Below are 19,263 nucleotides of genomic sequence, written 5' to 3'. Positions count from 1 at the left end.
GAGTGGTGGAGCGTCGGTTCCGATCGGGGGTTGTCAAGCGAGGAGACTCCGACCTACTGTCTCGAAAAGCAGTACAGCAATCCTGAAAATAGAGTCAGGATGAGTATCCGCCCGGGTGAAGCTGACCCACCAGGTGTCGTGGCGCTCGACTCGCTGGAGACGATCACCGACTTTCATCGGCGCTTCCGAGCCGACGGCGGTCCGGCCTACCAGCCAGTGCGGTCGTCCGGCGAACTCACGTCCAGCTCACACTTGCGAAAGGTCCATCCATGGCTACACCACCCCCGGCGTCCTCCGGTGCGGCGCCACTGGTGCTTGTCGTCGGCGCGGGACCGGTCGGGCTGACCGCGGCCAACCTCCTGGGCGCGCTCGGTGTGCGCGTTCTGGTCGTCGAGCGTCACACGACCACGAGCGACGACGCGAAGGCGATCAGTCTGGACGACGAGTCGCTGCGCACACTGCAACTGGCCGGCCTGGACGAAGCCGTCTACCCGATCATCGTGCCGGGGACGGGTACCCGGTACTACGGAGTCGGCGGACGACCGCTCGTCCATGCCCGCGGCACCGGAGAGCGGCGATATGGGCACCCGTTCAAGAATCCGTTCGCCCAGCCCGATCTCGAGCGCGTCCTGCGCTCCGCTCTCGACCGCTTCCCGCACGTCGACGTTCGCTTCGGGACCCGCCTCGTGGAACTGGGCCAGTATCCCGACCGCGTGTGGGTCACCCTGGCATCCAGTGACGGTGACGGTGACGAAATGACGCAGCAGATCGAAGCCACCTACGTCCTGGGGTGCGACGGAGGTCGCAGTACCGTGCGGGAGCAGCTGTCCATCCCGATGCGCGGACGCAGCTATCCGGACGACGTCTGGCTCGTCGTCGACACTCTCGAGGATCCGCACGACGAGCGTTACGGAATGCACGTCGGCGACCCTGATCGGCCCCTCGTCATCGTGCCCGGGCGTGAGGGGCGGTGCCGATACGAGTTCCGGTTGCGCCAGGGCGAGTGCGCCCCCGGCGGTGCGGTGCCCTTTGGCCTGGTGCGGGACTTGTTGCGCCCGCATCGGGACATCACCCCGGAACAGGTCGAGCGCTCGGTCGCCTACACCTTTCACGCGCTGCTGGCCGAGCGGCTGCGCGACGGCCGCTGCTTCCTGCTCGGCGACGCTGCGCACATGATGCCGCCCTTTGCCGGACAAGGTCTCAACTCGGGTGTCCGGGACGCGGCCAACCTGTGCTGGAAGGTGGCCGAAGTGCTCGCCGGGCGGGCCGCCGACACGCTCCTCGACACCTACGACATGGAGCGCCGTCCGCAGGCTCAGGCGATGATCGAACTGTCCGTGCGGCTGGGCCGTGTCGTCATGACGACCGATCACAGACGGGCCCGGGTGAGGGATCTCTGTGTGCGTGCGGCTCTTCGGAGCCGACGCGGGCGTCGGTACCTGACCGAGATGCGGTACCGGCCCGACACCCGGGTGCGGACCGGAGCGGTGGTACTGGCCGACGGCTCTGGACAGGCGCTGGCCGGCACCCTGCTGTACCAGCCGTTCGTGCTGCATGGCCCCGAATACGAGATCACTCGCCTCGACGATCTCCTCGGCCCGGGCTGGAGCCTGCTGGGCATCGGCCTGTCCGACGACGACTGGACCGCTGTCGCGGCCGCCGGTCTGCCCGACGCGCGGCGCGTGGACGTCGTGCTCGGCGACCGCGCACCGCGTGAGCGCGGCGGACGGGCCGCGGTGGCCGATGGGGACGGCGCGCTCGACGCCTACCTGGCGTCCCTGCCCGGCCATCTGCTGCTCGTCCGCCCCGACCGGCTGATAGCGGCAGTCTTCACCCCTGGGCACGCCGATCACGTCGCACGGACACTGGCCCGGTTCCTGCCTCAGGCTCACCCCCGCGCAGGGGAGCGGGCCGGAGCGCCCTCGTCCGGTACTGCACCTTCCGCTGCGAGTCCGGCCCTGTCCGTCCGCCCGACACCGGAACCCGGCACACAAGGAACCCGCAGGTGAGACAGAGTTCGGGTGAGGACTGAGCCCGATGCGCGGCCCGGGCTCGGCCTGAACTACGCCACGCGCATCAAGGCCGGGGGCGACGTGATGCGACGTAGCGACGCAGAGGCAGGGACCACAGGCGGCCTCGGCGTCGCGGGAGGCCTGTGGGTCCTCAACCCCCGACGGCGATCAGGCGGTCAGTGATCTTCTGAGCGGTGGTCAGCACCTTTTGAGCCAGTTCTGCCTCCGCTTCGGGAAACACCCTGGAGGCGAGCGCGGCGACGCTCACCGCGGCGACCACCTTCTGCTCGTCGTTGCGGATCGGTGCGGCTACGCCCGTCACATCGGGGTCGAGTTCACCGCGGGTGACGGAATACCCGGCGCGACGGATGTGCGCGAGCCGGTCCATGAGGGTGTCCACGTCGGTGAGCGTGGCCGCCGTGAAACGCCTCAGCTCGGCTGCTTCCAGCAGTCGGCGTGCCTCGTCCTGCGGGATCCAGGCCAGCAGGACGAGCGCGGAGGCCCCGGCGTTGAGCGGGAGGCTGCTGCCACGCTCGTAGGAGATCCGCACTGCCCGTGCGGCAGCCTCCGCACGGTCGACGCAGACGACCAGGTCCCCGGCGCGACGGGTCAAGAGCACCGTCTCGCACACGTCCTCGGACAGTTCCGTCATCGCCGGAACAGCGATCTCGGACAGTCCGTAGCTGCGCCTTGCCAGCCGGCCGATCTCCAGGACACGCAGCCCGAGCCGGAAGCCGCCGCCCGGCGCCTCCTCCAGGAACCTGCTGCTCACCAGGGACTGCAGATATCGGTAGGCGGTCGAACGGGCGACCCCCAGACGCTGGGCGACCGCGCTACCGGAAATGACGAGTTGGGTGTCGTCGAACATCGTCAGGATGTCCAGGGCCCGGTCGGCCGTGGAGTTGCGCTCGCGATAGCTGGGGGACGCTGATCCTGACATAGGAGACACCCTATCGTGCAGGTGGCTCCCAGCGACCGGAGGTCACAACCGCTCCTTGACGACGGTGTTGCGCAGCTCGCCGACGCCCTCGACGAACGTGACCAGCTGCTGCCCGGGGCGCAGGAAGACCTTGGGGGCGCGCCCTGCCCCCACTCCGCCCGGTGTGCCGGTGGCGATCAGATCACCCGGCAGGAGCGTGATGATGGTGCTGATGTAGGCGATGGTCGTGGCGACATCGAAGAGCAGGTCGGATGTGTTGGACTTCTGCATGGTGTGGCCGTCCACGCTGCAGCCGACCGTCAACCCCGAGGCTCCCGGGGGGAGTTCGTCCGGAGTGACGAGAGACGGCCCGACCGGCGTGGTCGCCTCGAACGTCTTCCCGGAGAGGAACTCCCGGGTGCGATGCTGCCAATCCCGTACGGTCACGTCGTTGACGACGGTGTAGCCGCCCACGTAGGCGAGCGCTTCGTCCCGGGTGACGTGCCTGGCTCGCCGTCCGATCACGACACCGAGTTCGGCCTCCCAGTCGAGGTCGTCGCTGACCGGCGGCATATGGACGTCGTCGTGGGCCCCGACCAAGGAGCCGTCGTACTTGGCGAAGAGCGTCGGGTGGGTCGGGGTGGGCCGGCCCATCTCCTTGATGTGTGTGGCGTAGTTCAGGCCGAGGCACACGATCTTGTTGGGGTGCGGGACGACGGGGGCGAGGGACGCGCCGTCCCGTGGCATCCCCTTACCGTCGACCGCTTCCGCGCGGTTGTGCCAGTCCTCTCCGCTCGCCAGCAGGGCCCCGACGTCCGAGTACGGCAGCAGGACCAGTTCGTCGCCCTCATGGCGGGCAGCAGCGGTAAGTTGCGTGCCGGAATCGGGGGCGGGCAGACGGACGGTACTGAGTCTCATGACGGTTCTCCGGAGGAAGGGGCGAAAACGGCGGCAAGGGTCGGCATTGCGGCCGAAGTCTTGGGTGTGTGAGTGAGGTTGGCGAGGGCTCGGGGTACGAAGCGTTCGAGGCTGATCGCCTTGGGGCCGTCCACGAGGTGCGCCGCGGCGAGTCAGGTGGGCCGGCGCCGACGACGAGAACCTGCAGCTGCGCCCCGGGATCCCGGGGCGCGTGGCGTTGCGAGGTCGCCCTCGTCACTGGACCGGCTGGTAGGCGGCGCCGCCGTCGGAGAGAAGGCGTTCGGCTTCGGCGAGCACGTCGGCGGGATCCTGGTCGAGGTCGATGGTCTTGCGGAACGGCTGACGCACGTCCCGCTCCACCCGGAGGTAGACCTCGTTGCGGTTGCCCTCGGGATCGAAGAAGTAGATGCCGATGGCGTTGCCGTGCGTGACCTCCTGTTGCACCTCGATGCCTTCGGCACGGAAGCGATGGTGGAAGTCGATGATCGTCTCCAGCGAGTCGACCCTCCACGACACCTGGTGGGTCAGCTTGGACCCGGGGGGCGCGGTGCGGCCCCGCTGGAGCACGAACTCGTGGTGCTCCTCTTCGGGACGCGAGGAGAAGAACACGATGCCGAGGTCCGCGTCCTCGTCGGTCACGGTCAGCCCCATGACCCGGGTGTAGAAGTCACGCATCGTCTCCAGGTCGTCCACCCAGAAGCCGGTGTGTCCGAGGCCGGTGATAGCCATGGACCTCTCCTTTCAGAACACGCAATGCAAGAAGCGGGTCAGTTCGCGTCGCTGCGGGCGGCCACAGCCTGGTCGAGCGTGGTGCGGTCGGCCCAGTTGCCGTGGAAGCCGAAGGGCACGCGGCTGGGCAGTTTCACCCGGGCCAGCGGGGTGCGTCGCAGGTCAGCGGCGTCGTGGATGAGGAGTTCGCTCAGGCCGGTCTCGCGGTTCCACCACAGGGTGAGCAGGTAGCCGTCGTCCTCGGCGATGGCGTTCTCGCGGGCGACGAAGACCGGCTCGCCGGGGTTGGTGAGGTGGTCCGGTCCCTCGACGACCGTGGTGGAGTCGCGCAAGGCGTCGTGCTTGGCGAGACCGTCGCTCATGGTGTCGTCGGCCAGGTAGCGGGTGGTGACGAAATATCCGTAGCGATGACGCCGGCCGGTGAAGGCGTCATTGATCCTCGGGAACTCTCCGGCGACGCCGCCGACCATCTCCTCCGCCGCCCGGCCGGTCGCCAGGTCCACACGCCAGCGATGGGGCACCGACGGCGGGAACCAGGAGTGGGACGTCACCGGGGTGTCCAGCCGGTCGGCCGGGGTGCCCAGGCGGGTGATGCGGTGTCCGTCGATGACGACTTGGCCGTTGTCCTCGTAGGCGTTGTAGAAGTGGGTGTTGGCCCAGTAGCCGCCCACCTCGTGCCAACTGACGGCGTGCGTCTGCCGGTTCATGAGCACGATCTGCACACCGTGCGGCAGCGACGCCTCGTCCCAGACCACGCCCGGCTCGCCCCGCATGATGTGGTCGAGGCGGAACTGCGCCGGGGTGACGAAGAAGATCGCGTAGTTGTCGCTGACGGCGAAGTCGTGCATCAGCACCGGCACCTTGATGTCGAAGCTGTGGCTGTCGACGACGTGCCCGGTCTTCACGTCCGCCCGGTACCAGGTGATGGTCGGCCCGGTGGCGGCGAAGAAGAGCATGTCGCCGCTGTCGGGGTCGATCTTGTAGTGGGCGGTGCACAGGACGTCGATGCCGCCGTGGAAGTCGTAAGTGCCGTTCGTCTCCAGGGTTTCCGGGTGCATCGAGTACGGCAGTCCGCCTTCGAAGTAGACCAGCAGGTGGTCGTCGAAGATGCCGACGTTGGTGTTGGCGACGTTCTTCGCGGGCGGAGCGCCGTGGGGGAGGGGCGCCGTACTGCCGCCGTTGGCGAAACCGCTGTAGACCGCCTCGCCCTGCTCGACCTCGAACTTCATGGAGTCGGTCATCACCCAGCGGGTGCGGTAGGCGGCGCGCCCGTCGCGCAGGTAGATACCGCAGACCATGCCGTCGCCCTCCCACCAGTGGTAGCGGTCGGGATCGCGCGGCGTGAAGCGGGGGTTGGAGGAGATACGGAACAGTGCCCCCGCTAGCTCGCCCGGGATCTGCCCGTCCACCTCCAGGTCATACGCGCCGCTCTCCTCCGTCCAGGGAGTGAACGGGCCTTCCAGGAATTTGTTGCCGGGCGCCCAGCCGGCGGCGTCCTGGGCGAGCTGAGGGGTGGGTGGATGCGGGGTGGTACGCGGCGCGATGGTCATGGGATCGGGCAGTGAGGGGCCCTGCCGCGAAGGAAGTGTCATCTGCATGCTCCAAGTGCGGGTGAAGCGGGGGTGAGAGAAAGAGCGGGGTCAGAAGGGGTAGTCGGGGATCTCGCCGCGGACGGTGACCCACTGCAGTTCGGTGAAGGCCTCGAGGTTGGCGACGCTCCCTCCGTGGCGGGAGCCGTTGCCGGACTCGCCGACGCCGCCGAACGGGATGGTCGCCTCGTCGTTCACGGTCTGGTCGTTGATGTGGACCAGTCCCGTGGGGATGCGGTCGGCCAGTGCCAGGCCCTTGGCCACGTCCCGGGTCAGGATGCCCAGCGACAGTCCGTACTCGGTGTCGGTGGCCAGCCGGACGGCCTCGTCGAGGTCCTGGAAGGGCACGACCGGGGCGACCGGGCCGAAGATCTCCTCCGCGTAGGCGCGGGCGTCGAGCGGCACGTCGGCCAGCACCGTCGGACGGTAGAACAGGCCCTCGTAGGTTCCGCCGGCCGCCAGACGCGCACCGCTCCCTACGCTGTCGGTGACGATGGAGTGGGCGGCCTGCAGCTGGCGTTCGTCGATCATCGGGCCCAGAGCGACCTGCCCGGTGGCCGGGTCCCCGACCGGGGCGGCGTTCGCGTGCTGGGCCAGCAGCTTGGCGTACTCCTCGGCGACCGACGCGTGCACCAGGTGGCGGCTGGAGGCCATGCAGACCTGTCCGGCGTGGTGGAAGGAGCCGAACGCGCCGGCGGAGGCGGCCTTCTCCAAGTCCGCGTCGTCGAGGACGATCAGCGCCGAGTTGCCGCCGAGCTCCAGGTGGACGCGCTTCAACCGCTGCGCCGCCGAGGTGGCGATCGCCTTTCCGGCGCGGGTGGAGCCGGTGAAGGCGATGACGGGCACGTGCGGGTGGTCCACCAGCGCGGCGCCGACGTCGGCGCCGCCGGGCAGCATGTGCAGCACGCCCGCGGGCAGGCCCGCCTCCTCGAAGACACGGGCGATGGTGACACCGCCGCAGACGGCGGTGCGCGGGTCGGGCTTGAGCACGACGGCGTTGCCCAGCGCCAGGGCGGGGGCGACGGCGCGCATGGCCAGCACCATCGGCGCGTTGAACGGGGCGATCACCCCGACCACGCCGACCGGGCGGCGCCGCGCGAACGACAGTCGGTCCTCGATGGACCGCAGCACTTCTCCGTACGGAGCCGCCGCCAGCGCCGCGGCCTCGTAGCACTCCTCGGCCGCCCCGTTCGAGGTCTGGAAGTCGGCGAACGGGCGCAGGGCACCGGACTCCCGCACGATCCATTCCGCGATCTCGGCGTGGTGCTCCTCGAACAGGCGTGCCGCATGCCGCAGCACCTGGGCCCGCTCGACGTACGGACGCGCCGCCCAGTCGCGCTGAGCCTGCGCCGCTCGCTCTACGGCCCGCTCCAGGTCGGCGGGCGTGGCGGAGCCGACTCGGCCCAAGGTCTTGCCGGTGGCCGGCTCGGTGGAGTCGTACGACTCCACCGCCTTGGTCCATTCTCCCGAGAAGATCCGCTCCTGCCAGACGCTGGCATCAAGAAAAGTCACGATGTCCCCTTCTCTGCAGGACAAACTGTCGGTGTCCTGTGTATCCGAACTGGTGATTTACTATCTAGGACATTCCCCTTTTGGGCGGGGAGATGTCAAGGGGCGAGTTGAGGTGCACTGTACGGTGCAGTTGACGTGCACTGTACGGTACAGTTTAGTGGGTCGCATGGCTACACCACTCGAGCAACTGCCACACATCAACAAACTTCTGGTTGGCCGGTTCCTCACCGATGTCTTCGGCGCGAGAAACGCCGACGCGGTCGCCGACTACGTGGCCCCGGACCTGGTCCAGCACGGTGCCGACCTCCCAGACGGCGCGCAGGCGTTCGCCGATCTCCTGCGCCGCGAGTTCGACCGTGAACTGGCGGCGGACCCGGGTGCGGCCGATGCCTCCGGGCCGCGGGACCCGGTGTTCGTCATAGGAGAGAACGACCTGGTCTGTGTCTGCCACTACATGCCGCAACCGGACCCGGACGCCCCCGGCTTCACCTTCGACTACTACGGGTTCACCACCTACCGGATCCGCGACGGACGGATCGTCGAGCGGTGGCCGTCCCTCAACAAGATCGCCCCGCCGCGGCCCCCCGCGCCGGGCACACCGACGCGAGCGACCATCGTGTCGTCATCCCCTTCGATCGACATCGAGGCGAACAAGCGCCTGGTGGTGGATTTCTACCGCTGCGTCTTCGACGCGCAGAACCCGGATGCGGTCAAGGACTTCGTCGCCGAGGACTACCTCCAGCACGTCTCCCATTACCCGCCTGGCAGGGCGGGGCTGGAGGAGTTCGTGCGCAGCCGATTCCCGGACGGTCCCGTTCCCCCGCCCGCCGAGCCCCTCATCCCGCCCGCGCTGATCGTCGCCGAGGGCGACATCGTCGTCGTCGCCGGACTGCTTCCTCAGGCCGAACCCGACGGAAGCGGTGCGCTCTACCCGTACTACATGTACGACGCCTACCGCGTGCGCGGGCAACAGCTCGTGGAGCACTGGAGCGGCATCACCAAGTCCGCCCCGCCCAAGCCCCCCGGCCCTCCGCCCGCTGCCCGGACTTGATCGGTCGTCGGCTCTCTCGGCCTGCACCGACTCGAACAGACGCATACTCAGAAAGGCTCACCCATGCCGAAGTTGCACGTTGTCATCGGAAGCACCCGTCCCGGCCGACTGGGGCTGCCCATCGGCCAGTGGGCGGCCCAGGCCGCGAAGCAGCATGGGGGCTTCGACGTCGAACTCGTCGACCTCGCTGAGCTCGGCCTCCCGCTCCTCGATGAACCCGGTCATCCGCGGGCGGGTCAGTACACCCACGAGCACACGCTCAGGTGGAGCGCGACGGTGGACGAGGCCGACGCCTTCGTCTTCGTCACGCCCGAATACAACTACGGTCCTCCTGCCGCGCTGCTCAACGCTCTTTCCTTCCTGTACCGGGAGTGGCTCTACAAGCCCGTCGGATTCGTCAGCTACGGCGGCGTCGCGGCCGGCCTGCGCTCCGTGCAGGTGCTCAAGCAGGTCACGACGACTCTCAAGATGATGCCGATTCCCGAGGCCGTGGCCATACCGTTCGTCTTCAAACTCATGGGGGAGGGCGGTTTCCGGGCCGACGAGCCGCTGGAGGCCGCAGCCACGATGATGCTCGACGAGCTGCTGCGCTGGACCGAGGCCCTGCAGCCCCTGCGCCTGAACCAGCCGCCGGCGCCCGCCGCGCCCCCGGCGCCGGGAGCACCCGTGTCTCGGGTCTAGCGCCGGCCGAGCCCTGCAACGCCCGGGAGGGCACGCGCAGCGCGTGCCCTCCCGGGTTCTTTTGTGCAGCTAGCTGTTAGAAGTTGCCTATGCGGTCATCGACGCGGCTGGGATCCGGCTCGCCGGCGTCCGGGCTTTTGGCCGGGCTCGGATAGCGCGGCATGCAGAGCGACAGGACAAGGACGATCAGGCTTCCGGCGGTGAGCGCGATGAGCGTCGCGGTGTATCCACCTGTGCTCTCCGCGACTCCCTCTGCCAGCACCGGGAAGACTCCGATTCCGACGAGGCTGACGATGCCCAGCGTGATGCCCTGGATCTGGGCGAAGGCCCGCATACCGAAGTAACACCCCACGAGGTACGGCCCGGTGGTGGACTCCGCGCCGGTCACGACACCGAGCAGGGCCATAGTGAGAAACAAGGCCCACATGTCTCCCGTGGCGGCGAAGACCATGACCATGCCGATCACCAGGCACACCATGAACGGCACGAAGGCACGAGGTGTGCGCGACCGGTCGAGGACCATGCCGGCGAGGATCTGCCCGGCGACGGATGCCACCAGCATGACCGACACCGACAGGGACACCTCGGTGGCGGAATAGCCTTGCTCGCCGAAGAGTGACACGGCGTTCAGACGCACACTCATCGCCACACCTGCGGCCACGGTCAGCACCAGCATCATGTACCACCAGGCCCGGGTCTTCAGCGCCCGGCCCAGGGGGAGGCCAGGCAGCTCCATGTGCGCCCGCCTGCCCTTTCCCTTCGGCGGAACAGTGTTCCCACGGGTGAGCGGTGCCGACGCGGGCTCGTACATCAGGAAGTACTGGGCAGGGAAGACGATCAGCAGGATGCATCCGCCGATCAGCAGGTAGGTCGTCCTCCAGCCGAAGTGGTCGATGGACAGCTGGCTCAGGGGCGAGAGGGCGGCACCGGCAAGGCTGGAGGTCGCGCCGATGAGCAGGGAGTAGCCCAGCCCGCGGTGACGGGGGAACCACTCCGAGACGACCTTGTAGACCACGCCGAGAATGGAGGTGTATCCCAGAGCCGTGCTCACCAGCAGGACCACCATGAGTACGACGCCGTTCGCGCCTACGAGCGCCACCGCGGCCGTCGAGAGCGCGTAGAGGGCGGCGCCCGGAACGGCGACGGCCCGGGCGCCCCAGCGGTCGACCCAACGGCCGGCCAGGGGCAGCACGAAGGGGGCGGCCACGGTGGGGATGTTGAAGATGCTCAGCGTTTCCGAGTGGGACCAGCCGAAGTCCTTGGCGACCGGGTCGACGAGGAAGGTGACGGCTGTGACGAGAGCTGGGGGACTCAGGGCCATGGCGAGCACGCAGGCGATCGCTGCTTTCCAGGCCGGTGTGGGGTAGCCGCGCAAGGCGGACAAGGACTCCCGCAGGGAGGCGGGGGCAGGGGTACCCGGCTGGCCGGGCGGAGCGAATTCCGTGTGGGGCTGGGGCGGGGACATCGTCGTCCTTCCTCGCGCAAGGCGATGGCGGCCGCCGGCTGAGCGGGCGGGGCGGTCTCGTGCTGTCAGCTGGCTCGCCGAGAGCGCCGAGCGCCGAGCGGCACTCCGACCGATGCACTGTACGGTTCAGTGCATTCCACCGGTCAAGAGGCCTGCATGAATCGAATTGCCATCGCCATCCCGAAAGGGCAGGTCGGAGCGTGCGGTGTCCGGACATCCCGCAGGAGTGCTCGGGAACGCCGTGGCGCGGAAGGTCTCGCCTCCCGCGCCGCGGCGTGTGTCAGGAGTTCGCCCGCGACAGCCAGGGGAAAACCTGACTGATCGCAGAATCGGGGGCAGTCGGCAGGCCGCCGGCGCGCAGGCCCCGCAGAAAGATCGCCGTCGCCCACTCGGCGTACGCCTCGAAGTGGGCCGGATCACGGTCGGCCTCCGGATCCAATAGTGCGTCCATCTGCGGTCCGGCCGCCGTCATGCGCACGAACAGTCCGGCGTAGACCTCCGTGTCGGGAAGCGTGTAGCCGCGCTGCCGCGCATCCTCGCGAAGCGCCACGGCCACCAGATCGACGACATGAGGTACGCCGAGGGACCGAATCGTCTCGGTCAGCTCGGGGCGGCGGGCCGCCTCGACGGTCAGCACGCGAATGAAGGCCAGGTAGTTCGGGGCGGTCGTGGCTTGGAGGAGCTTCAGGGCGATGCGCGCCAGTCTCTCCTGCGGGTCGTCGACGGAGGCGAACATCGACTGGTCCAGATCGAAGTCGAGGGAGGCTCCTCCGCGGGCGATCACCGCGCGGAACAGCTCCAGCTTGTCACCGAAGTGGGCGTAGACAGTCGTCTTCGAGACGCCGGCCTGTGCCGCCACGGCATCCATCGAAGTTTGATCGAAGCCGAGTTCGAGGAACAGCTTGACGGCCGCGTCGAGAATGGATTCCCGTTTGTTCCGCCCGCCCGCGCCCGTGCGCTGGGGGCGCCCCTGCTCAGCCATCTCACTCCTCGCCGAGTCCCGGCCCCGCTCGGAGCCGGGACGCATCCCATCTCTTGACCTTTCACTGAACCCTACCGTACGGTTCAACTGGACTGTACGGTGCAGTGCAGTCAAAACATAAGGAGCACCCATGAGCAAGCCACCCTCTCCGACGCCTTCCGGTGTCGAGTCGGGCACTACGGCGGCCGATCGGCGTCCATCTGCGCACCTCAGCGCCCGCGGTCGGCAGATCCGGGACGAGACACGCGCCCTCATCCCGCTGCTGCGGGAGGAAGCGCAGGAAGGAGAGGAACTCGGTGCCCTGCCCCCCGAGACGCTGAGGGCGATACACGAAGCGGGTGTCTTCAAGACCTCCCTGCCGGTCGAGTTGGGTGGCTACGCTCTCGGGGCGCGTGACACCGTGGAGATCATCACGGCACTCGGCGAAGGCGACGGATCCGCCGCCTGGACGGTCTTCGTGGCCGGCGGTATCCGCAATGTCCTCGGCTTCCCCCAGCAGACCGTCGACGAGATCTTCAAGGAGATCGAAACCTGGATCGGTCCTCTGGTCGTCGGTGCCTCCGTGTTCTCCACAAGCGTGGGATCGGCCCGCAGGGCGGACGGCGGATGGCTGGTTTCCGGCAAATGGGCGTTCGGCAGTGGCTGCAAGCACGCGGCCTGGGCGGCCGTGGGCGTGACCTATGAGGACTCGGAAGGTCGGCCAGGCCGGGCGATGGCACTGCTGAGCCGCGAGCAGTACACGATCCTGGACGACTGGAAGGTCATGGGTCTGAAGGCCACCTCCAGCAACAGCATCACCGCCGAGGAGGAGGCGTTCGTCCCCGACCACCGCTTCGTCGACCTGGCCGACTTTCCCGCGGTCATGGACAGCGTGCGGGACCGCTACGCCGGCATCGGGTTCCGCAACGACACACGCGCGCTGATGCTGATCACCTGTCTCAGCAACGTGGCCGTCGCACTCGGCATGGCCCGCGGCACCCTGGACTGCTTCGTCGAGCAGGCGACAGCCCGCAAGCCGTTCAACCTGCCTTACCGCACCGTGGCGGACATGCCGTCGACCCAGGTGGCCGCCGGTACGGCTCGCGCGATGATCAATGCGGCGGAGGCGACCATCTTCGCCCATGCCGACGAGGTGGACCGCCGCGCCCTGGCCGGGATCGAGTTCACGGGTGCCGAGGAGTCCGAGATCACGATGGACCTCGTCTACGCGGTGCGGCTGTGCGCGGACGCCATCGACAAGCTCCAACTCGCCCTGGGCTCCTCCACGGTGAGCCTGAGGAATCCGATCCAGCGCTTCGCGCGGGACGTGCGCGTGCTGGCCACGCATGGCGCGATCCGCTTCGACCCGCTGGCTGAGCTCAGCGGCCGTCAGCTCCTCGGATTCGAGCCGTTTCCCATGTTCGCCGGCGGCGTGCCCCAGGTGGGCTGAGCTGACCGCCTTGCAGGAAGAAAGAAGGTGAGGACCATGTCGATCAATGAGCACGGGCCCCAGGGGCTCATGAATCCCGGCTCCGGCCTCGAGCCGCAGCCCACGCCGGTGGCGCCGATGGACGCGCAGGCTCTGCGGGAAGCGTTCGGCCGTTTCCCAAGCGGGGTGATCGCGGTGTGCGGAATGGTGGACGAGCGCCCTGTCGGAATGGCGGTGAGCTCCTTCACCTCCGTATCGCTGGCTCCACCCCTCGTCTCGGTGTGCCTTCAGACTTCGTCCCGCACCTGGCCGAAGCTCAGGGAGCTGCCACGTCTGGGCCTGAGTGTCCTGGGCGAGCAGCAGGGAGAGGTGTGCCGCGCGCTCGCAGGTGCGGAGGAGAACCGGTTCGCGGATGTGCACTGGGAGACCACCGGAGAAGGAGCGGTGGTCCTTCCCGGTGCGGTCACCTGGTACACCTGCACGCTCCGCGCCGAACTCCCGGCGGGCGACCACATCATCGCCCTGCTGGAGATAGACCGCCTGTGGACGCTGCCGTCGGCCGAGCCCCTGGTCTTCCACGGAAGCCGCTTCCGGCGGCTCGACGACGACAGGTCGGCTGTCCCCGCCTGAGTGGGGGTGTCACCAACTCGCCCTCCCATACAGATCAGTTCGTTGTTTTCGCTCAATCTCAACGAGGAGAGCCGATGTCCAATCCCATTGCCCCGGAGGTCAGGGCCGTGGAATCGCCGTGGCTGACCGACGCCGGACGTGAGCTGCGCGATCGGATCCGGGACCTAGTCCCTCTTATCCGGTCGCAGGCGCGCGAGGGTGAGCGGATCGGAGCGTTGACTCCCGACGTTCTTCAGGCACTGGACGAGGCGGGCATCTATCGCATGACGATGCCGGTCGAGTGGGGCGGCAGTGCGCTGGGCGCCCGCGACATTGTCGAGGTCGTCGCAGCCCTGGGCGAGGCCGACGGGTCGGCGGCCTGGAGTGCCTTTGTCGGCGTCGGACTGCGCAACTTCCTCGCCCTGGAACCGCGAGTGGTCGAGGAGATCCGCAAGGACATCGCGGGCTGGGTGGGTCCGGCTCTCGTCGGCGCCTCCGTATTCGCGACCACGGTCGGCAACGCCCGCAAGGTCGACGGCGGCTGGATGGTGAGCGGCCGGTGGGCGTTCGGCAGCGGCTGCAAGCACGCCCGCTGGGCGCTGGTGGGAGTCGCCTTCGACCCCGCGGAAGCCGGCGGCACCGGCCGCGGCGTGGTGGTGCTGGAGCGGGAGCAGTTCGAGATCCTCGACGACTGGCATGTCATGGGGCTCTCCGGAACGTCCAGCAACAGCCTGCGGGTCACCGATGAGATCTTCGTCCCGGACTACCGCTTCCTTGACCTCGCCGAGTTTCCACCGAGGCTCGACCAGATCCGACACCATTACAGCGGCGCCGCCTTCAAGCAGAGCGGCCGGGCGCTGTTGATGACCGTGGCGCTCAGCAGTACCGCGATCGCGCTGGGCATGGCGCGCGGCGCGCTGTCCTGTTTCGCCGAGCAGGCGATCAGACGCAAGCCGTTCACCCTGCCCTACCCGAGCGTCGCCGAGATGGCCTCCGCCCAGGTGGCCGCCGGGCGCGCGCAGGCAATGATCGTCCTTGCCGCCTCGACGATCGAACGCTACGCGGATCAGGTGGACGCGCGCACCGAGGCCGGTCTCGAATTCGGCGACGACGAGGAGTCGAAGATCAGTCTCGCGCTCGCGTACGCGGCCAACCTCTGCGAGGACGCCATCAACCTGCTGCAGAAGACGCTCGGTTCGTCGACCATCTCGCTGTCCAATCCGATCCAGCGCTTCGTCCGCGACGCACGCGTGGTCACCTCGCACGGAGCAATCCGCGTCGATCCGCTCGCCGAACAGAACGGCCGACGCCTCCTCGGACTCGAACCGTTCCCCATGGTCGGCGCCGCCGTACCGGAGCGCGGCGTCAACGCTCCGCACTCCCTGCTGGGTTGACGCGGGCGCCTCCGGGCGACATCGCGCTCCGCTTTCCTGACACATGCATCTCTACATCTGCAATCTGCACTGTACCGTTCAGTGCAAGTGATAGAAACGATGGTGCTTCGATGACCGCTACACCCCCGCCACCCGCACGGGACGCCCATCTGCCCCCGCTGCCACACCCGGTGCCCGCTTCACCCGTGGCCTCCCCGTGGATCACCGACGAGGGCCGCAAGATCCGCGACCGGGTGCGCGAGCTGATCCCGCTGATCCGCTCGCAGGCCCGCGAGGGCGAGCAGATCGCAGCGCTCACTCCCGAGGTGCTCGAAGCGATCAACGACGCCGGTGTCTTTCGTATGTCCATGCCCGTCGAGTGGGGCGGGTACGGGCTCGGCGCACGGGACTTGGTCGAGGTGATCAGCGCGCTCAGCGAGGGCGACGGCTCCGCCGGCTGGGCCGGGTTTGTCGGCGTGGGCGTGAAGAACGTGCTCGCGATGGATGCGCAGGTGGTCGACGAGGTGCGGGCCGAGACCGAGGACTGGGTCGGGCCGGCCATCGTGGGCGCCTCCGTGTTCGCGACAAAGGTCGGCACGGCCCGGCCCGTCGACGGCGGCTGGATGGTCCACGGCAAGTGGGCGTTCGGCAGCTGCTGCAAGCATGCGAGCTGGGCGCTGGTCGGTATCGAGTACGACCCCGAGGCCGGCGGCGGCAGCGGACGCGGCATGGTCGCGCTCCGCCGGGAGCAGTACGAGATTCTCGACGACTGGGACGTCATGGGTCTATCGGGATCGTCCAGCAACAGCCTGCGCGTCCAGGACGAGGTGTTCGTCCCGGCGCACCGCTTCATCGACCTCGGTGAGTTCCCGCTGCGGCTGCAGCAGTTGCACGACCGCTACACGGGCTTCGGCTACGGGCAGCGCGGTCTGGCGCTGCTGCTCTGCGCGACGCTCGCGAACCTCGCGATCACCCTGGGCATGGCGCGGGGCGCGCTCGACTGCTTCACCGAACAGGCGAACAAGCGCAAGCCCTTCACCCTGCCCTACCCTACGATCGGCGACATGGCGTCCGCCCAGGTCGCGGCGGGCAAGGCACTCGCGATGATCAACGTCGCCGCCGCGACGATCGAGGGCACGGCCGACCAGATCGACGCGCGGACCGCGGAGGGACTCGACTTCACCCCGCCGGAGGAGTCCGAGATCAGCCTCTCCATCGCCTACGCGGCGAACATGTGCGAGGACGCGATCAACCTCCTGCAGAAGACGATCGGCTCGTCCACGGTGAGCCTGTCCAACCCGATCCAGCGGTTCGTCCGCGACGCCCGCGTGCTCACCTCGCACGGCGCGATCCGCATCGACCCGCTGGCGGAACAGAACGGGCGCCGGCTCCTGGGCCTGCCCCCCTTCGCCATGATCGGCGGCGCCGTCCCCGAGCGCCGCGCCGCAACAGACTCGTCCCGAGACAAGGAGCCCATCCGCGCATGAACGACTTCAGCATCATCGACGGCATCGCGCACATCAACGATCCCGCGCTGTACGAGACCTGGCTCGACCGCGAGGACTACAAGGCCGCAGTCGCGCAGGCCGACACGCCCGAGCGGACCGCCATCAAGCGTCTGCTGGTCGACTTCGAGGCTGACCTCGCACGCATGGTGCGCGACGACACAGTGCAGGAAAACGTCGCTGACGTGATGAACCGTTACATCGTCAAGGACTACGTCCAGCACGACCCGAACGCCCCCGGCAACGGCCGCGACAACATCATCGAGCACTTCCGCAACGTTCCGACCGGCCACGGCACTCCGCCGCCGGTGGTGAGCGTGGTCCTGGACGGCGATCTGGCGTGCGTCATGATGAAGCAGCCGACGCCGGACCCGGAGAGCCCCGACCAGACCTACGACTGGTACATCGTGACGGTGTTCCGCGTCCGCGATGGCAAGCTCGCCGAGCACTGGAGTGCCTTCCGCAAGATGGCCGCGCCCATGCCGGGGAACTGAGCGGCGAGCCCGGCACAGTCACAGATCGTCGCCGCAGCAAGCGCTCTGTCCGCGCCGCCCCCTTCCCCGTCGCGCGCTGGACGTACAACCGCGCGGTGACGCACGGCGGGTCCGAAGGCGATCAGGTCGATCTCTGACCCGCCGCCAAACCCGTAGTCGACGCCGCCGAACCGACGCGCTCCCGGCCCCGCATCGCAATCCGCCGTCGCCCGCGCGCAGTGATGAACGCGTCGGCTATGCCCAAGGATGAAGAAAGAGCACGAGATGACCATGACGTTGCCCAAAGTGAGCAGGTTTCCCGAGTCGCCCCATCTCAGTGAGGAGGGACGGCGCATGCGCAACGCGGTGCACGCGGCGGCGCCCGGCCTTGCCGAACGTGCCCGGGAGGGGGAGTTGATGGGCGTGCTCGCGCCCGAGACGGTCTCGGTACTGCACGAGATCGGGGTGTTCCGCATCACCGTCCCGGTGGAGCTGGGTGGGTTCGCACTCGGCGCACGCGACACGATGGAGGTCGTGCGTGAGCTCGGACGCGTCGATGCGTCGGCTGGCTGGACGGTGATCGTCTCCAGCGCGTCCCGGGGCGCGCTCGCTCTCGGTGACCGTGTGAAGGACGAGGTCTTCGCCGATATCGATACCTGGCAGGGACCGCTCATTTTCGGCGCCACCGTCTTCGCGCCGAAGGTCGGCGATGGACGCAAGGTCGAGGGCGGCTGGATGGTGAAGGGCCGCTGGGCGTTCGGCAGTAGCTGCAAGATCGCGAAGTGGGGCTCGGTCGGGTTCGAGTACGACGACCCCGACACCGGAGAACGGCGTCGTGCGATGGGGCTCCTCTCCCAGGACCAGTACACGATCGTCGACGACTGGCAGGTCATGGGGCTGAGCGCCACGTCGAGCAACAGTGTGCAGGCCGACGAGGAGGTGTTTGTCCCCGAGTACCGGGTCATCCACACCATGGACATGCCCGCTCGCATGGACGCCTTGCGGGGCAAGTACCAGGGACTCGGATTCATGCACTCCGCGACCGGAACCATGGTCGCTACGACGACGGCCTTCGCGGCGCTCGCTCTGGGCATGACCGAGGGCGCTCTCGGTGCCTTCGTCGAGCAGGCCAAAAAGCGGGCGCCGTTCAATCTGCCGTATCCGAACATGGCCGACATGGCCTCGACGCAGGTCGTGGCGGGCAAGGCAAGGGCCGTCATCAACACGGCCGCGGCGGTCATCGAGCGGCAGGCGGACGAGGTGGACCGGCGCGCGCTGGCGGGCGAGGACTTTCACCCGTGGGACGAACCGGAGATCACGATGGACCTCGTCCATCAGATCCACGCCTGTCTCCAGGTGATCGACGGGCTGCAGCTGGCACTCGGTTCCTCGACCGTCGGCCTGTCCAATCCGGTCCAGCGTTTCGTCCGGGACGTGCACGTGCTGGCGACCCATGGCGCGTTCCGGATCGACCCGATGGCCGAGATCAACGGTCGGGACATCTTCGGATTGGAGCCCTTCCCGATGATGGCCGCCCTCAGTTCGCCCCCTCCCGGGAAGATGCCCCCGCAGGCGGCCAACGGCAACTTCCCGGGACCGGTGCCGCGCCCCGCGTGAACCGATTCCACTTGAGGGCTGCGGCGATACCGGTAACCCCGAGCAAGTACTCGGCTTTCCGCTCGCAGTGACACCTTTCCGCTCGTAGTGACGCCGGAGCAGCGTCACCTGGTGAGCCGCCGAGCAGCGATCCCCCCACAGTCCGCCAACAGCGCTCCAGACGCCCGGAATCTGTCAGGCCTCCTGCCAGAGCCCTCACGTTCTCCCAGTCGATCGTGCACCGGGACCGGTCCGGCTCCACAGACCCGGGCACGGCGTCACCCGGTTCGGTGCCGGTGCCCGGTCGGGCCCAACGGGCCGACACAAAGCAGCAGTTGACACCGGCTGCACCCCGAGAGACGGCGACGAACACGGTCGACGCCGGCACCTCCCGATCGCCGTGCCGACGTCGACCGCCGCTCTGCGGCCGCGTCGGCGCCG

Annotated in this window: 15 protein-coding genes and 2 pseudogenes; 9 read left to right on the top strand and 8 right to left on the bottom strand. The window is 68.4% G+C overall.

Annotated features, from left to right (window positions below):
- The first annotated feature begins 269 nt into the window (after positions 1-269).
- Positions 270-2,009, top strand: a complete 1,740-nt coding sequence (locus tag OG828_RS15375; RefSeq protein ID WP_328501460.1) for a bifunctional 3-(3-hydroxy-phenyl)propionate/3-hydroxycinnamic acid hydroxylase — start codon at positions 270-272, stop codon at positions 2,007-2,009.
- A gap of 154 nt (positions 2,010-2,163) precedes the next feature.
- On the opposite strand, the gene OG828_RS15370 is transcribed toward OG828_RS15375, so the two are convergent.
- The 5 genes from OG828_RS15370 to OG828_RS15350 form a co-directional block, all read right to left on the bottom strand.
- Entirely contained in the window at positions 2,164-2,952 is a 789-nt protein-coding gene (locus tag OG828_RS15370) for an IclR family transcriptional regulator (protein WP_328438347.1), read from the bottom strand.
- Between the two features lie 42 nt (positions 2,953-2,994).
- Positions 2,995-3,849: a fumarylacetoacetate hydrolase family protein gene (locus OG828_RS15365; RefSeq protein ID WP_328501459.1), complete on the bottom strand. Its 855-nt coding sequence runs from the start codon at positions 3,847-3,849 to the stop codon at positions 2,995-2,997.
- Between the two features lie 234 nt (positions 3,850-4,083).
- Entirely contained in the window at positions 4,084-4,578 is a 495-nt protein-coding gene (locus tag OG828_RS15360; protein ID WP_328501458.1) for a VOC family protein, read from the bottom strand.
- A 38-nt stretch (positions 4,579-4,616) separates the two neighbouring features.
- Complete coding sequence (locus OG828_RS15355) at positions 4,617-6,170, bottom strand: carotenoid oxygenase family protein (RefSeq protein WP_328501457.1); 1,554 nt, start codon at positions 6,168-6,170, stop codon at positions 4,617-4,619.
- 48 nt (positions 6,171-6,218) lie between these two features.
- Complete coding sequence (locus OG828_RS15350; protein ID WP_328501456.1) at positions 6,219-7,679, bottom strand: benzaldehyde dehydrogenase; 1,461 nt, start codon at positions 7,677-7,679, stop codon at positions 6,219-6,221.
- Between the two features lie 166 nt (positions 7,680-7,845).
- On the opposite strand from OG828_RS15350, the gene OG828_RS15345 reads away from it, so the two are divergent.
- Together OG828_RS15345 and OG828_RS15340 are read left to right on the top strand one after the other, a co-directional pair.
- Positions 7,846-8,730 (top strand): nuclear transport factor 2 family protein, encoded by an 885-nt coding sequence (locus OG828_RS15345; RefSeq protein ID WP_328501455.1) that lies wholly within the window; start codon positions 7,846-7,848, stop codon positions 8,728-8,730.
- Between the two features lie 63 nt (positions 8,731-8,793).
- Positions 8,794-9,411, top strand: coding sequence for an NADPH-dependent FMN reductase (locus OG828_RS15340; RefSeq protein ID WP_328438341.1), 618 nt, complete (start codon positions 8,794-8,796; stop codon positions 9,409-9,411).
- A 76-nt stretch (positions 9,412-9,487) separates the two neighbouring features.
- Here the strand turns inward: OG828_RS15340 and OG828_RS49540 are convergent.
- The 3 genes and pseudogenes from OG828_RS49540 to OG828_RS15330 form a co-directional block, all read right to left on the bottom strand.
- A pseudogene (locus OG828_RS49540) lies at positions 9,488-10,066 on the bottom strand (MFS transporter); the annotation flags it as partial.
- Positions 10,067-10,069: 3 nt separating this feature from the next.
- Positions 10,070-10,732: pseudogene (locus OG828_RS49535) on the bottom strand (MFS transporter); the annotation flags it as partial.
- Between the two features lie 424 nt (positions 10,733-11,156).
- Positions 11,157-11,858, bottom strand: coding sequence for a TetR/AcrR family transcriptional regulator (locus OG828_RS15330; protein WP_328438339.1), 702 nt, complete (start codon positions 11,856-11,858; stop codon positions 11,157-11,159).
- Positions 11,859-11,988: 130 nt separating this feature from the next.
- On the opposite strand from OG828_RS15330, the gene OG828_RS15325 reads away from it, so the two are divergent.
- The 6 genes from OG828_RS15325 (at position 11,989) to OG828_RS15300 (ending at position 18,843) form a co-directional block, all read left to right on the top strand.
- Entirely contained in the window at positions 11,989-13,287 is a 1,299-nt protein-coding gene (locus OG828_RS15325; RefSeq protein WP_328438336.1) for an acyl-CoA dehydrogenase family protein, read from the top strand.
- A 36-nt stretch (positions 13,288-13,323) separates the two neighbouring features.
- The gene (locus OG828_RS15320; protein WP_328438334.1) at positions 13,324-13,896 is read left to right on the top strand and encodes a flavin reductase family protein; all 573 of its coding nucleotides are present in this window, start codon (positions 13,324-13,326) and stop codon (positions 13,894-13,896) included.
- Between the two features lie 74 nt (positions 13,897-13,970).
- Positions 13,971-15,269 (top strand): acyl-CoA dehydrogenase family protein, encoded by a 1,299-nt coding sequence (locus OG828_RS15315; RefSeq protein ID WP_328438333.1) that lies wholly within the window; start codon positions 13,971-13,973, stop codon positions 15,267-15,269.
- Positions 15,270-15,379: 110 nt separating this feature from the next.
- On the top strand, positions 15,380-16,735 hold the full coding sequence (locus OG828_RS15310) for an acyl-CoA dehydrogenase family protein (RefSeq protein ID WP_328438331.1): 1,356 nt from the start codon (positions 15,380-15,382) through the stop codon (positions 16,733-16,735).
- The gene (locus OG828_RS15305; RefSeq protein ID WP_328438330.1) at positions 16,732-17,247 is read left to right on the top strand and encodes a nuclear transport factor 2 family protein; all 516 of its coding nucleotides are present in this window, start codon (positions 16,732-16,734) and stop codon (positions 17,245-17,247) included. Before OG828_RS15310 ends, OG828_RS15305 begins: the two co-directional genes overlap by 4 nt.
- A 246-nt stretch (positions 17,248-17,493) precedes the next feature.
- Entirely contained in the window at positions 17,494-18,843 is a 1,350-nt protein-coding gene (locus OG828_RS15300) for an acyl-CoA dehydrogenase family protein (protein ID WP_328501454.1), read from the top strand.
- Positions 18,844-19,263 lie beyond the last annotated feature (420 nt).

This window comes from Streptomyces sp. NBC_00457 (assembly GCF_036014015.1).
Taxonomy (GTDB): Bacteria; Actinomycetota; Actinomycetes; order Streptomycetales; family Streptomycetaceae; genus Streptomyces.
Note: the sequence above shows the minus strand (reverse complement) of the source record. Positions and strands in the feature narration are given on the sequence as shown.

Excerpts from the sequence above, each read along its gene's own strand:
- OG828_RS15360 (WP_328501458.1), bottom strand. The coding sequence starts at position 4,578 with ATGGCTATCACCGGCCTCGGACACACCGGCTTCTGGGTGGACGACCTG.
- OG828_RS15310 (WP_328438331.1), top strand. The coding sequence starts at position 15,380 with ATGACCGCTACACCCCCGCCACCCGCACGGGACGCCCATCTGCCCCCG.
- OG828_RS15325 (WP_328438336.1), top strand. The coding sequence starts at position 11,989 with ATGAGCAAGCCACCCTCTCCGACGCCTTCCGGTGTCGAGTCGGGCACT.
- OG828_RS15305 (WP_328438330.1), top strand. The coding sequence starts at position 16,732 with ATGAACGACTTCAGCATCATCGACGGCATCGCGCACATCAACGATCCC.
- OG828_RS15315 (WP_328438333.1), top strand. The coding sequence starts at position 13,971 with ATGTCCAATCCCATTGCCCCGGAGGTCAGGGCCGTGGAATCGCCGTGG.
- OG828_RS15300 (WP_328501454.1), top strand. The coding sequence starts at position 17,494 with ATGAAGAAAGAGCACGAGATGACCATGACGTTGCCCAAAGTGAGCAGG.
- OG828_RS15340 (WP_328438341.1), top strand. The coding sequence starts at position 8,794 with ATGCCGAAGTTGCACGTTGTCATCGGAAGCACCCGTCCCGGCCGACTG.
- OG828_RS15375 (WP_328501460.1), top strand. The coding sequence starts at position 270 with ATGGCTACACCACCCCCGGCGTCCTCCGGTGCGGCGCCACTGGTGCTT.
- OG828_RS15370 (WP_328438347.1), bottom strand. The coding sequence starts at position 2,952 with ATGTCAGGATCAGCGTCCCCCAGCTATCGCGAGCGCAACTCCACGGCC.
- OG828_RS15345 (WP_328501455.1), top strand. The coding sequence starts at position 7,846 with ATGGCTACACCACTCGAGCAACTGCCACACATCAACAAACTTCTGGTT.
- OG828_RS15330 (WP_328438339.1), bottom strand. The coding sequence starts at position 11,858 with ATGGCTGAGCAGGGGCGCCCCCAGCGCACGGGCGCGGGCGGGCGGAAC.
- OG828_RS15355 (WP_328501457.1), bottom strand. The coding sequence starts at position 6,170 with ATGACACTTCCTTCGCGGCAGGGCCCCTCACTGCCCGATCCCATGACC.
- OG828_RS15365 (WP_328501459.1), bottom strand. The coding sequence starts at position 3,849 with ATGAGACTCAGTACCGTCCGTCTGCCCGCCCCCGATTCCGGCACGCAA.
- OG828_RS15320 (WP_328438334.1), top strand. The coding sequence starts at position 13,324 with ATGTCGATCAATGAGCACGGGCCCCAGGGGCTCATGAATCCCGGCTCC.